Raw genomic sequence first — 12,081 nt, forward strand, 5'->3', positions numbered from 1 at the left:
GCGACGGTCCGTCGCAGCCCCTCCGACACTCTCCACATCAGTGCGGCAGAAACATTACGCGGCTCAAGGCGGCGCCGACGGCTGTCTTCCCAACTGTCGACGCCTGACCCGCGGAGCGTGCCGGCAGGCTCCGCATGGATGATGCCTCAGGTATCCCCGAATACCGGGAGCAAACTTTTCGGCGCCGGCCCGGCGACAGTTGCTTGTCCCACGGGCGGCGAGACAGCCGACTGGGTTGCGCTCTCAGGCAGTCAGCTCTGCGGCGTGATGCCCAACGATCGGATGAGCTGGGCCAGTTCTTCGCGGAAGAGCTTTTCCGGGCTGAGGGCCTGGGTCTGCAGGTGGCCGTAGATCTCCAGCGACACCAGGCCGTGCAGATGGCTCCAGATACGCAGGGCGAGGGCCACGGCGGCCGGGGGCAGGTCGGGGAAGGCGGAGCGGACCTTGTCCAGCAGGCCGGGGTCGAAGTCGGACCACTCGAAGTCGCTGTCCGAGTAACGGGGTTCGGCGTACGGCCAGGCCGTGGCTGCGAGTGCGGTGATGCCGGTGCAGACACGGCGGGCGGCTTCCGGGGCGGCGCCGCCCTCGGGCGGCTGGTAGCCGGGGACGGGGTCGCCGTAGATGAGGCGGAAGCCCTCGGGGTTGGCCAGCGCCCAGTTCCTGAAGGCGCGGGCCCATTCCTGGATCCGGGCGGCCGGATCCTGAGCAGGGGCGGCGTCCCAGGCGGCATCCACGGTGTCGGCCAGCGAGGTGTAGACGTTGCTGATCAGCGTGGTGACCAGGTCGTCGCGGGTGGCGAAGTAGCCGTAGATGGCGTTGGCCGTCATGCCCATCTCGCGCGCGATGGCCCGCAGCGTGATCGCGTCCGGTCCCCCGGAGGCCATCAGCTCCAGCGCGACCTTCTTGATCTCGGCGGTCGTCTCGGCCCTCAACCGCTCGCGGCGCCCCTTGGTGTTTCCCACGCTTTCCATGGCCATGCACTCTACAGCGTCACGATACTGAGCGCCGCATCAATACTTCACGCCGTATAGTTTATGCATGCCGTGCAGGTTGGCGGCGGCGGTACCAGCAACTACCCAGGGAGAGCCATGCACATCGGAGTCATCGGGGCCACAGGCGGCATCGGCAGTCGCGTCGTCGCCGAAGCCCTCGACCGGGGGCATCACGTCACGGCCTTCAGCCGCGACGCCACGCGGATCGAGGAGGACCGCGAGCACATCGTCTGGAAGAGCGTCGACGTTCTCGACGCCGGCGCCGTCGCCGCCGTCATACCCGGCCTCGACGTACTGATCAGCGGATTCCAGCCCGGAAACGCCGCCAAGGACATCGCCGACACCGTGGTCCGCTCGATCGCCGATCCCACGGTGTACGCCACCGCCGCGCGAGCACTCCTTAAGGCGCTGGAAAGTCACCCCCGGACCCGGCTCATCGTCGTCGGCGGCGCCGGCAGCCTGGAGATCGAACCCGGAGTCGTACGGGCTGACTCCGACGCACTCCTGCACGAAACCCTCGACGGGATCGGCCTGCCGAGGGAGTACGCAGCTGCGGTGCGCGGCCACCGCGATGCCCTGAACGTGCTGCGCACCTCCAACCGGCTGTGGACCTACTTCAGCCCCGCGGAGGACATCGCGCCCGGCGAACGCACGGCCCGGTTCCGCATCGGCGGCGATCAGCCGGTAGTCGACGCGGAAGGGCGCAGCCGGATCTCCATGGAGGACGCCGCCGTCGCCCTTGTCGACGAGGCCGAACTGCCGCGCTTCGTCCAACGTCGCTTCACCATCGGCTACTGACCGACGCCAAGGGGCCAAGGCTGCATCCGTCGGACGGCTCTGAGTGTGCGCCGCCTCGCCGGCAGGACCGGGAAGCTCAGGACCAGGAAGCTACGGAAGTGCGTTCGGCATCCCGCTGTGGGCGGTCACGGACTTCCCCATGGGAAGTCCGTGACCGCCCACATGCACCGAGGACCAGGTGGTCGTGACCGTCACGAAATGCTGATCAGACCCGGTTCAGAACCTTCCGCCGGTCCAACGCGTCACCGGGCCAAGACGGTTGCGTTCGGTTCGACGGCCTGCCGCGAACGAGGTCACACCCAAGGCTGTGACGCCCACCGCCGCTCCCGCCACGATCACCTTCCGGTGCTTCAGGGCAATCCACGCGGTGTGCGCTGTCTGCGCCACTTGGCCCGTGGCCGCCGACACCGCCTCGCGTCCGGCCTCGACATTCTTGAGTGCACGCGTGATTCCGCTCCCCGCGGCCGCCGCCGTCCGAGCGGTCGCCTCGCCACCGGCCTTTGCTGCGCTGCCGGTTGCCCGCCCGGCCGACTCGGCCTTGCCCGCTGCGGTTCCCGCGTTGGTGTGGGCCTTCTCCTCGGCCTTCGCTGTCGCCTCCTGGACCGCCCGCGCCGCACGACCCGTCTGACTCTGCTTACCGTTGGCATTCGTCATGCTGTTCCGGTTAGCCCGATGCGCGCCGGACAAACTCCGCTCGGGCAAGGGGAGATCCCCCTGCCCAGGTTCAACCCCACTCGCAGCAAGGTCAGTTGTCCACCGGGCATCGCGTGCCGGCGCCCGTTCCTCAGGCCGTTCGCCCCTCGCAGGGCGAGGACGGCGCGCCGACACCCCTTCCCGGGCGATCGTCGACCGGGAAAGACCCGCGCGATGACGCCGTGGGCTGTTCCGGGACGCGTACCTGGAATGGATTCTGGGAGGGCGGGGACAACGTCTCGGCGGAGCGTGCGTGCGCCGCCTCGAGTTCCCGCTCCAGGAGGCGCATGCGCTGGCGAACGCCCATCAGGTACCGGGCCTTGGTGCGCAGGGCCCAGGGGTCGACCGGCTTCATGACGAGATCGGCGACCCCGAGGTTGTAGGCCGTCTTGATCAATTCCGGATCCCTGCCGAAGCCGGTCAGCAGGATCACGGGGATGTGCTCGGTCTGCTCGACGCGCTGCATGTGGCGTACGACATCCAGTCCGCTCAGGTCGGGCATCATCACGTCGAGCACCACCAGGCCGATACCGCCGCGGAGGACGGCCTTCAAGGCGTCGCTGCCGCATGTGGCGCGCTCGAGTGGGGACCCGAGGTGGGCCAAGGCGCTCTCCAGCGCGAAGAGATTGTCCTCGTGGTCGTCGACCAGGAGGATCCTTTCAGAGTGTTCCACGGGCCTGTCCCCTCACCACGACACAGTGCCTATGCCCGCTCACCCCTGATTTCGACACGCCTCCCGCCGAGGGTCGTGCCGAATACACGGACAGGCTCAGCATTGTGCCAGCACCGGCCTCCAGTCTGCCCCTGACGGACAGTTCAGGCCCGACCGCCGCCCAACTCCCGTGGCGCGCAGCTTCCCTGGCAGCCCGGTGAAACCGCCGGCCTCACCGGTGACGGGAGCAAGTCGAGAGGGCAGCATCCCCTCCCGTCTCACCGGCGGCGCGGACGTCGGCGATAACGAGCGACGAGGGCAAGGGCGAGGGCGAGGGCGAGGAAGTATCAGCTGCGCGGGGCTCCGTGGTCCGGTGCGCCCGCCGGGGCATCGTGCGAGTTCGCCGGTGCGGCGAGCTTGATGGCGATGCGGCCCAGCGTCTCGAGCTCTTCGGGGGCGAGCTGGTCGACGAAGTGGCGCCGTACGGACGCGACATGGCCCGGGGCGGCTTGCTGAAGCGTGTCGAGACCCTTGTCGGTGAGGACCAGCAAGCAGCCTCTCCCGTCACCGGGATCGGGTGCGCGGCGGATGAGTCCACGCGTCTCCATGCGAGTGGCATGGCGGGACAGCCGGCTTCGGGACCACTCCATCTTGGCTGCCTGCTCGTGCAGGGTGCTGGTGTTGCCGGGCCGCTCGGACAGGGTGCAGAGCACCTCGTAGTCGGGCTCTGACAGGCCGAGGTCCGCCAAGTCCTGCGCCGTGCGGGCCTGCACGGCAATGACCATGCGGCGGTACGCCCGCCAGGCGCGGTCCTCTTCGGGACCGAGCCAAGGTGTCGCGGCAGCCGGTTTCGTTGACATGTAATCAATCTACCAGCTAGCTTCGTTTCCGTGTCAACGAAACGACCGCGCATCCTCGTCCTCGTCTGCAGTACACGCCCGGGCGCGCTCGGCCCGGCAGTCGGCGAGTGGCTCACCGAGACGCTCGCACCGTGCGCCCGCACGCTGGGCGCGGACCTCGTGCCCCTGTCCCTCGGCGATCTGCAACTGCCCTTCCTGGACGAGGAGGAACACCCTTCGACCGGCATCTACCGCCACGAGCACACGCGTCGTTGGAGCGCGATCGTCGCCGAGGCGGACGGCTTCGTCGTCGTGACGCCGGAGTACAACTACGGGATGCCCGCGACCCTGAAGAACGCCCTCGACTACCTGGGGCCCGAGTGGGCATGGAAGCCGGTCGGTTTCGTCAGCTACGGCAACACCTCGGCCGGCACCCGGGCCGTGCAGCACGCCAAGCAGGTCGTCACCACCCTTCGCCTCGTCCCGCTGGGCTCGACCGTCTCGATCCGTATCGCGGACGCGATGCGAGGGGACCGCTTCCACCCCGCGGCGCACCTCGCCGACGCCGCCGAAGGGCTCCTTGCGGAACTGGTGCGGGTCGCCCACGCCTTGACCCCGCTGCGCGAGCGCGAGAGCGCGATCGCAGGACCCCTCACGGGCTCGTACGCACGGCGCCTCGTCCCCGAGGACGCCCCCGAGGTGACGGTGCTGCAGCGCTGCTGCTGGACCGAGGAGGCAATCGCCAACGACACCCTGGCGATACCGGCCCTGCACGAGTCGGCCGACCAGGTGCGCACCTGGCTGGCCGACTGGCACGCGACAGGACTGTGGCTCGATGGACGGCTTCTCGGCATGGTCCGTACCCGGCGCAGCGGCGGCGACCTGCACGTAGGGCGGCTCGCCGTCGTCCCCGACCTGCGCGGACTCGGCCTGGGCCAATGGCTGTTGCGGGCGGCGGAGTCGGCCGGGGAAGGCTGCCGACGCATCGTCCTGGCCACCGGCGCCGCCAGCAGCCGCAACCTTGCCCTCTATAGCAGGCAGGGGTACGTTCCGCTCCCGTCGGCAACGGACACGACGGACAACGGCGTGGTCCACCTCGCCAAATCCGTCGCTGCTGGCGCCCTGTAGATGGTTGCGGCAGGCGACTCCATCGCCCCTTCCCTCGCTCGCCGCCTTCGCCGCTCAGGCCCGGCAGTCACCGTCCCTTCCCCCACCACGACTGGCCCGCCCGGCCTCCCGCTGCCCCCGGAAGGACCTGGCACACCGGCTGCTCCGTCGCCCGCCCCACGCTCGGCACTGCGCACGACGGCCCAAGGGCACGCGGGCACCAGGTCGTTGGCGATGGCGATGGCGATGGCGCGAACTGGCGCAACCGCCGCAGCACTACCTGTCGGTGTTGACGCGTGAGGAGCGAGCGTAGCGCTGGGCCAGGGCGTGGTAGGCCAGTTTGGGTTCCCAGTGCCAGTCGGACGCGGGGTCGCCGGGGGTGTCCCGGATCGTTTTGACCAGGGCGTAGGTAGCCATGTCGAGGTCGTGTCGGGGGTCACCCGGCCAGTGCGGGGCTTCGGGGGTGACGAACTCGAACGCCATTGCCGCGTGCAGGTTCATGGCGTCGAAGACGTCGAACAGCTCGGTGACGTACTGCGCTTGGGTCCGTTCGCTGCGCACCAGGGGCTTGGTGAGTTCCGGCGGCTGCTTGGTGTAGTCGATGACGTTCCAACCCATCCCGGCGGAGTCCGGTGCGCCTTTGTAGGCGCAGGTCCCGAACTCGGCGATGGCCAGCGGTTTGCCGATGCGCTGGTAGCGGCGCAGTTCGCGTACGTAGTCCTGGCGGCGGGGGTGGTGGGAGTAGTAGTCGATGCCGACGATGTCGAACAGCTCCCAGTCGACCTGGTCGTCCTGGGCGGCGGCGTAGCTGAGCGGGCCATGGAAGACGGACCTGCCGACGGCTGCCGCCCGGGCGGTGAAGCGGTCGAGGCGCCGCTGCATCTGCTGGAGGTCGACGTTGCCGCTGATCAGGTTCTCGATCCGCTCCACGGCGTTGTCGCCCGGGATGATCCCGGGGACGAAGAGGTAGAACTCGCAGCCCACGCTGAGCTCGATCTTCGCCCCTTGACGGCGGAGCTGCTCGGCATGGCGGCCGACCTCGGCGAGGTGGTCGAGGATCTCCGGCTGCGGACGGTCACCCAGGGTGGGTTCGGCGCGTACGTACAGCCCTCGTTCGGCCGCCTCCTGCGCGGTGGCCGTCAGACGGTGCACGCCGTCCCCGGTGACCTTGATCGAGTTGGCGTGCAGGTCGTGTCGGATGGCGCGGAGGTCGGCGCGCATCCGGGCGGCGCTGAACGCGGTGGCGGGCGTCTCCCCCGGCCCGACGGTGTAGCACACGCCTCGGTACCTCACGCCGCGTCGTTGTGCGCCTGTCGGCGCCGACATGGGTGTGGCCACGCTGCGGTCCGCGGCCGTCAGGGCCCCGGCGGCCCCGAGCGCCGCTGCGGTGGTCAGAAACCGCCGACGGCTGCTCCCCGTCGTACTCCGTGCTGTGTCGCGCATGATTCCTCCCGTGGTGTGACTGGTGAACTGTCCGGTCCGGACGGTCAGTTGAGTGGGGTCGGTTCGCGGCCAGTAGCCCCTCCCGGCTCTACCGCCGCACAGCGCAGGGGGCCCGCATACGCAGACCCGGTGGGCTGTCGCGATGAGAATGTCTCGGCCGCTGCCGAAGAAGGCGTGGCCCATCAGCGCCGTGCTGGAGGGCGCGTCCATCTCGCAGGCGAGGCGAGACCACGCCGGACGTTGGCCAGGGATATCGCCGGGGAGAGCCCGCCGCGGTCCATTCGGATTCCCACGGACAGGAGTTGATCGCGGCCCCGGACGAGGCCGACTACCGTGAAGGCGTCGGCCCCGGCCACCCAAGGGCAGCCTGTGCTTCATCATGCTGTCGACGCTATGGAGAGCGGGTTCGGGTACGACACCGCCATCTGGCCAGGACCGACTCGCCAACCGGCTATATAGAAATGGCCTATTGCTCCGGCGCGGCCGCGTCGTGGGCCAGCAGGGCCAGGTACACCCGGTTGTCCAGGTCCGGCGTGGCCAGTCCCCCGGCCTGTACCGGCAACGCACCGCCCTCGGCCGGCAGCCGGGACTGCGACACCGGGAATCTTCGGTCAGGGATCTCACGCTCAAGGCTCGGCACGACGTCCCCAGGGCGACCGGATACAGTGCGCGCTTCGGCATCTGGTTACTCGAGGAGGGGAAGCGTGACCGCGACCAGCGAGGCTCAATCCGCGGACGGTGCAGCGCAGACGACGCAGCCAAGCCGGCTTCGCCGCCTGATGCGCTACATCCCTTTGATCGCCCCCGTCCTGCTGTGGACGGTGCCCTGCTGGGTGCTGCTGCACGCCGGTCAGCACTGGCCGCTCCCCGTGGCGCTGGGCGGCACCGCCCTGTGCGTCCTGGCTCTGATCGCCATGCCGCTCGCGATGGTGCGCGGCCACGGTCGGCGGCAGCAGGACTGGGCGGCGATCGTCGGGGACACCCTCCTCGGGGCCGGCTGGGTCCTGTTCACCTGGTCCGTCCTGCTCGGCGTCCTGCTGCGCCTCGCGCTGACCGTGTCCGGCGTCGGCGACGGGCAGCACCGGGCCCGGATCGTCACCTGGGCGGTCCTCGGCGTAACGGCCGTGCTGCTCGCCTGGGGGTACGCCGAAGCCCGCCGGGTGCCGCGGGTACGCCGCCTCGACGTACAACTCCCGCGCCTGGGCGCCGGATTGGACGGGACTCGGGTCGCCCTCATCACCGACACCCACTACGGCCCGCTCAACCGCGCCCGCTGGTCGGAACGGGTCTGCGCGAAGGTCAACACCCTGGAGGCGGACCTGGTCTGCCACACCGGCGACATCGCGGACGGCACAGCCGAGCGCCGCCGGGCCCAGGCCGCTCCGCTGGGCACGGTGCGCGCCACGCGGGCCCGGGTCTACGTCACCGGAAACCACGAGTACTACACCGAGGCCCAGGGCTGGGTCGACCTGATGGACGAGCTGGGTTGGGAGCCCCTGCGCAACCGTCATCTGCTGCTCGAACGCGGCGGCGACACCCTGGTGGTCGCCGGCGTGGATGACGTCACCGCCGAGTCCTCCGGCCTGGCCGGCCACCGCGCCCACCTCGCCGGAGCCCTGAACGGCGCCGACCCCGACCTGCCCGTCCTGCTCCTGGCCCACCAGCCCAAGTTCGTCGACCAAGCCGCAGCGGGCGGCGTCGACCTCCAGCTCTCCGGCCACACCCACGGCGGCCAGATCTGGCCCTTCCATCACCTCGTGCGCATCGACCAGCCCGCCGTCGCCGGCCTCAGCCGCCATGGCGCCGACACGCTCCTCTACACCAGTCGCGGCACCGGTTTCTGGGGCCCGCCGTTCCGCGTCTTCGCCCCCAGCGAGATCACCCTGCTCGTACTGCGCTCCCCGCAGCAGCCCCCCAAGCCGTAAGCCGGAGCGGTCCCGCTCAGGCTCGCACGGCGGGATGCCCAGCATCTGCCCTGCTCTGCACCCTCACCCGTCGGCCGCCAGGCGGTCCAGCCACTCCCGGAGCAGTCGCTGTTCCGCGCCGCTGAGGCTGTTCTGCTCGGGCAGGGTGGCGCGCAGGGCGCGGGCCGCGCCGGCCGGGCCGGCGTCGCGTACGGCGGGCTGGTGGTTGGTCACGGCGGTGACCATGGCCTGCCGCAGGGTGGTGAGCAGGGCGAGGTCGCGGCGGTCGTCGGGCTGGGACAGCCAGGTGAGGACCGCGCCTCGCGCCGTGGCATGAATGATCATTACCGCGAGCTCCTCGTCGACCCGGAGCCAGCCGCCAGCGGCGAGGCGGCCGACGCGGCCCCTGAGGATCTCCATGCCGGCGTCGAAGGCGGCTGACGCCCTGGTGGGTTCGCTGTACATCAGCGTGTACAGGGCGGGGTTGGCCAGGCCGAACTCCACCGCGAGGTCCCAGCCTGCCTTCAGGTCCTCGATCGGGTCCTGCGGGTCGGGATCGACGTTCTTCGACGCCAGGAACGCGGCGAAGCCATGCTCCGCGACCGCTTCGAGCAGTCCGTCCTTGTCGCCGAACAGCCGGTAGATGGCGGGTGGTTGCAGGCCCGCCGCGACCGCGACCGCGCGGGTGGTGACCGCCTCGCGGCCCTCGCGTTCCAGCAGGTCGATGGCGGCGTCTATGACCCGCTGCCGGGTCTGCTCGCGCGGGGCAGAGGGGGTGTCGGCCTCGCCTGCGGCGGCTTTCCCACTGCGTGAACGTGTCGGCATGTATCAACGATACCGCGAGTTTGATTCCGTCGAAATTATCAGTGTTATCGTTTAGGCGTTTCCATTGGAACCATCTCGCAGGAGTACATCGTGATCATCGTTACCGGAGCCACCGGGAAGCTCGGACGCCGGATAGTCGAGCGGCTGCTGACCCGGCTGCCCGCCGAGCAGGTCGGCGTCAGCGTCCGCGACCCGAAGAAGGCGAGCGCATTCGCCGACCAAGGGGTGCGCGTACGCAGCGGCAGCTTCACTGACACCGCCGGCCTCGCCCACGCCTTCGAGGGCGCCACCCAGGTGCTGATCGTCTCGGTCGACAAGTTCGGCGAAGAAGGCGTCGCCCAGCACCGCGCCGCGATCGACGCGGCGGTCAAGGCGGGCACCCGCCGGATCCTCTACACCAGCCACATGGGCGCGAGCGCGGACTCCCGGTTCCAGGCGTGCCGCGACCACGCCGCCACCGAGCAGGCACTGCGCACCTGCGGCGTGCCGTACACCGCTCTGCGCAACGGCTTCTACGCCTCCAACGCCGTGCAGTTCCTGCTGCCCGCGCTGGAGTTCGGCCAGGCCTCGCTCCCGGCGGACGGACCGGTCAGTTGGACCGCGCACGCCGATCTCGCCGACGCGGCCGCCGCCATCCTGGCCGACGAGGGCAAGTTCGACGGACCCACACCACCGCTCACCGCCGCGCAGGCACTCACCTTCGACGACATCACGGCCATTGCTTCGGAGGTCTCGGGGCGCACCCTCACCCGCGCAACCTTGTCCGACGACCGGTTCCGGGAGCAGATGGCCGGGCACGGTCTCCCGGCCGAGCAAGTAGAGGGACTGCTGGGCGTGTTCACCGCGGCTCGCGCGGGCGAGTTCGCCGCAGTCGACCCGACACTTGCCGCCCTGATCGGCCGCGAGCCCGCCACGGTGGGTGCGGTGTTGCGCGAGCACCTGACCGGCAAGTGATCATTGCCCCTTTGCCGGCCTCCCACGTCGCCAACAGCGTGCCCGCGCGTTGTCCCGATGCGGCATCGTCAATCGGTCCGGGCGCAAAGGCTCCGCGCCAGGGTGGGGATCATCACCGTCGCCGGGACGAGGTGTAGCCCGACGAGGGCAGTGGCGGTGGCGGTGCTTGCCCCGGAAAGGAGCGGTGGGACCAACGAGATCGCGGTCAGCGACACTGCCGTCCACACGAATCGCCTGGCGGGGTGAGCGCTCCAACGACGAAGTGCCACGGCAACCACGATGCCCACGACCGAGAAGAAGCCGGTCACCACGGCGAACCCGGACAACGGGATCGCCTCGCCACCATCGGGAACCTCGAAGTCGACGCCACCGGCCCGGGCAAGAGCAGCAGCAAGGGTGGTGGCCACCATCGCTGCGAGCGTGGCCACGAAGCCAGTGCCGGCGAGCCCGCGGAGTCGGTAAGTGCGGACGGCCCGGCCCGATGCCGGGCCTGCGGCGAACCCGGTGTCCTTCCTGCCGTTCATGTCGTGCCTCCATCATTCGGTAGAGGGGGTACGGGGTGTGTCGACCGGCATGTGACGGTCCGGGAGTTGGGGGTGGCGATGCGCACCCTCGCCGTGCGACGGCCGGGGTTGCGCAGCGCGCGGACGCCGGTGCCGCGAAGCCAGAACCCGGCGTCGCGACCGAGGACCGGCCCGGGCTCGCCGTCGCGCAGCTCCAGCTGCACCCGCCCGCGGGTCACGACTCCGAACGCGCCATGCCACTCGGCCGCGACCACCGCGACACGCGCGCCGCCGCGCAGCGTGAGCGTCCGCACCGGGGCTACTCCGTGCCGTCCGCCGGCAGCCGCTCCGGCAGCCCGAGCCGCGGGAATTGGTCGTCGTGGAACGTGAGGATCTCGGTGATCGCCCCGCCGGTGACGCGCAGGACGTCGATCGTCAGAGGTAGGTACGCCTCCTCCCGCTTCTGCCAGAGGTAGAAGGCGACGGCGGGCTGCCGGTTCACGGAGGTGGGGACGGCGCGCAGGCCCTTCATGCCCTCGAAGCCGCTCTCGATCCAGTCGTTGACCACCGCGTCGCGGCCGACGTACAGGCCCGGCGTGGGCGGCATCGAGCAGCGGACGTCGTTCCGCAGCATTGCGGCCAGCCTGTCGACGTCCGTGGCCACGCTGGCGTCGGTATAGCGGCGCACCAACTCGCGCGTCCCGGCGTCCTGTTCGCCACCGGACCAGTCCTGCCGCTCGGCGGGCAGGTGCTCCCGCATCCCGGCGCGGGCCCGCTGCAGCGCGCTGTTGACGGAGTTGACGGAGTCCCCGAGGAGTTCCGCGACGTCCTTCGCCGGCCAGCCGAGCACGTCCCGCAGGATCAACACGGCGCGCGGGCGCGGCGCGAGGTGCTGGACCGCGACCAGGTACGCGAGCTCGATCGTCTCCCGCGCGACGGCGACGGCCTCCGGCTCGTCCGCGTCGCCCGCGGCCAGCTCGTCGAGCAGCCGGTCCGGGTAGGGCTGCAGCCACAGCACCTCGCCGCCGGTCGCGGGCTCCGGGCGGCACTTGGCGAGCAGGTCCAGGCAGGCGTTGGTGGCGATCCGGTACAGCCAGGCCCGGAACGTCGACCGCCCCTCGAAGGTCTCCCGCCGCCGCCAGGCACGCAAGAACGTCTCCTGCACGGTGTCCTCGGCGTCCTCGAACGATCCGAGCATCCGGTAGCAGTGCACGTGCAGCTCCCGCCGATGCCGCTCCGCCAGCCCCGAGAACGCCGGCTCGTCGACCTCGCCAAGACCGCTCCCGCCCAGCTCCTCCAGCCACATATCCGCACTCATCACGTCATCCTTCCGCCTTGTCGTGTCCCGTCGTAGGTGTGACGGGTGGGGGC

Annotated in this window: 14 protein-coding genes; 4 read left to right on the forward strand and 10 right to left on the reverse strand. The window is 70.3% G+C overall.

Annotated features, from left to right (window positions below; genetic code table 11):
* Positions 1-251 precede the first annotated feature (251 nt).
* Entirely contained in the window at positions 252-971 is a 720-nt protein-coding gene (locus OG430_RS02280) for a TetR/AcrR family transcriptional regulator (RefSeq protein ID WP_327350656.1), read from the reverse strand.
* A gap of 117 nt (positions 972-1,088) precedes the next feature.
* Between OG430_RS02280 and OG430_RS02285 the strand changes: the two genes are divergently transcribed.
* A complete protein-coding gene (locus tag OG430_RS02285; RefSeq protein WP_327350657.1) occupies positions 1,089-1,790 on the forward strand; it encodes an NAD(P)-dependent oxidoreductase in 702 nt (233 codons plus the stop codon).
* A 216-nt stretch (positions 1,791-2,006) separates the two neighbouring features.
* Here OG430_RS02285 and OG430_RS02290 read toward each other — a convergent pair whose 3' ends face one another.
* The 3 genes from OG430_RS02290 to OG430_RS02300 all read right to left on the reverse strand — a co-directional run bounded on the left by OG430_RS02290 (position 2,007) and on the right by OG430_RS02300 (position 3,995).
* A complete protein-coding gene (locus OG430_RS02290; protein ID WP_327350658.1) occupies positions 2,007-2,492 on the reverse strand; it encodes a hypothetical protein in 486 nt (161 codons plus the stop codon).
* Positions 2,493-2,574: 82 nt separating this feature from the next.
* Complete coding sequence (locus OG430_RS02295) at positions 2,575-3,156, reverse strand: response regulator (protein WP_327350659.1); 582 nt, start codon at positions 3,154-3,156, stop codon at positions 2,575-2,577.
* 326 nt (positions 3,157-3,482) lie between these two features.
* Positions 3,483-3,995: a MarR family winged helix-turn-helix transcriptional regulator gene (locus OG430_RS02300; RefSeq protein WP_327350660.1), complete on the reverse strand. Its 513-nt coding sequence runs from the start codon at positions 3,993-3,995 to the stop codon at positions 3,483-3,485.
* Between the two features lie 30 nt (positions 3,996-4,025).
* Between OG430_RS02300 and OG430_RS02305 the strand changes: the two genes are divergently transcribed.
* Positions 4,026-5,102, forward strand: a complete 1,077-nt coding sequence (locus OG430_RS02305) for a bifunctional NAD(P)H-dependent oxidoreductase/GNAT family N-acetyltransferase (RefSeq protein ID WP_327350661.1) — start codon at positions 4,026-4,028, stop codon at positions 5,100-5,102.
* A gap of 255 nt (positions 5,103-5,357) precedes the next feature.
* On the opposite strand, the gene OG430_RS02310 is transcribed toward OG430_RS02305, so the two are convergent.
* A complete protein-coding gene (locus OG430_RS02310) occupies positions 5,358-6,524 on the reverse strand; it encodes a twin-arginine translocation signal domain-containing protein (protein WP_327350662.1) in 1,167 nt (388 codons plus the stop codon).
* A 466-nt stretch (positions 6,525-6,990) separates the two neighbouring features.
* Positions 6,991-7,122, reverse strand: coding sequence for a hypothetical protein (locus OG430_RS02315; RefSeq protein WP_327350663.1), 132 nt, complete (start codon positions 7,120-7,122; stop codon positions 6,991-6,993).
* 181 nt (positions 7,123-7,303) lie between these two features.
* Between OG430_RS02315 and OG430_RS02320 the strand changes: the two genes are divergently transcribed.
* Positions 7,304-8,449 carry a metallophosphoesterase gene (locus tag OG430_RS02320; protein WP_442816682.1) on the forward strand — a complete coding sequence of 382 codons (1,146 nt, stop codon included), beginning with the start codon at positions 7,304-7,306 and terminating at the stop codon, positions 8,447-8,449.
* Positions 8,450-8,512: 63 nt separating this feature from the next.
* On the opposite strand, the gene OG430_RS02325 is transcribed toward OG430_RS02320, so the two are convergent.
* On the reverse strand, positions 8,513-9,253 hold the full coding sequence (locus tag OG430_RS02325; RefSeq protein ID WP_327350665.1) for a TetR/AcrR family transcriptional regulator: 741 nt from the start codon (positions 9,251-9,253) through the stop codon (positions 8,513-8,515).
* A gap of 90 nt (positions 9,254-9,343) precedes the next feature.
* On the opposite strand from OG430_RS02325, the gene OG430_RS02330 reads away from it, so the two are divergent.
* Positions 9,344-10,207: an NmrA family NAD(P)-binding protein gene (locus tag OG430_RS02330; protein ID WP_327350666.1), complete on the forward strand. Its 864-nt coding sequence runs from the start codon at positions 9,344-9,346 to the stop codon at positions 10,205-10,207.
* Between the two features lie 68 nt (positions 10,208-10,275).
* Here the strand turns inward: OG430_RS02330 and OG430_RS02335 are convergent, their stop codons facing one another.
* From OG430_RS02335 to OG430_RS02345, 3 genes are read right to left on the reverse strand one after another with little or no spacing between them, the layout of a single operon-like run.
* Positions 10,276-10,731: a DUF6069 family protein gene (locus tag OG430_RS02335; RefSeq protein ID WP_327350667.1), complete on the reverse strand. Its 456-nt coding sequence runs from the start codon at positions 10,729-10,731 to the stop codon at positions 10,276-10,278.
* Positions 10,728-11,024 carry a hypothetical protein gene (locus OG430_RS02340; RefSeq protein ID WP_327350668.1) on the reverse strand — a complete coding sequence of 99 codons (297 nt, stop codon included), beginning with the start codon at positions 11,022-11,024 and terminating at the stop codon, positions 10,728-10,730. The genes OG430_RS02335 and OG430_RS02340 overlap by 4 nt, the downstream gene beginning before the upstream one ends.
* Before the next feature lie 5 nt (positions 11,025-11,029).
* Positions 11,030-12,028 carry an RNA polymerase subunit sigma-70 gene (locus tag OG430_RS02345; protein ID WP_327350669.1) on the reverse strand — a complete coding sequence of 333 codons (999 nt, stop codon included), beginning with the start codon at positions 12,026-12,028 and terminating at the stop codon, positions 11,030-11,032.
* Positions 12,029-12,081 lie beyond the last annotated feature (53 nt).

The sequence above is a fragment of the Streptomyces sp. NBC_01304 genome, from assembly GCF_035975855.1.
Taxonomy (GTDB): domain Bacteria; phylum Actinomycetota; class Actinomycetes; order Streptomycetales; family Streptomycetaceae; genus Streptomyces.

Excerpts from the sequence above, each read along its gene's own strand:
- OG430_RS02310 (WP_327350662.1), bottom strand. The coding sequence starts at position 6,524 with ATGCGCGACACAGCACGGAGTACGACGGGGAGCAGCCGTCGGCGGTTT.
- OG430_RS02320 (WP_442816682.1), top strand. The coding sequence starts at position 7,304 with ATGCGCTACATCCCTTTGATCGCCCCCGTCCTGCTGTGGACGGTGCCC.
- OG430_RS02285 (WP_327350657.1), top strand. The coding sequence starts at position 1,089 with ATGCACATCGGAGTCATCGGGGCCACAGGCGGCATCGGCAGTCGCGTC.
- OG430_RS02335 (WP_327350667.1), bottom strand. The coding sequence starts at position 10,731 with ATGAACGGCAGGAAGGACACCGGGTTCGCCGCAGGCCCGGCATCGGGC.
- OG430_RS02300 (WP_327350660.1), bottom strand. The coding sequence starts at position 3,995 with ATGTCAACGAAACCGGCTGCCGCGACACCTTGGCTCGGTCCCGAAGAG.
- OG430_RS02280 (WP_327350656.1), bottom strand. The coding sequence starts at position 971 with ATGGAAAGCGTGGGAAACACCAAGGGGCGCCGCGAGCGGTTGAGGGCC.
- OG430_RS02325 (WP_327350665.1), bottom strand. The coding sequence starts at position 9,253 with ATGCCGACACGTTCACGCAGTGGGAAAGCCGCCGCAGGCGAGGCCGAC.
- OG430_RS02345 (WP_327350669.1), bottom strand. The coding sequence starts at position 12,028 with ATGAGTGCGGATATGTGGCTGGAGGAGCTGGGCGGGAGCGGTCTTGGC.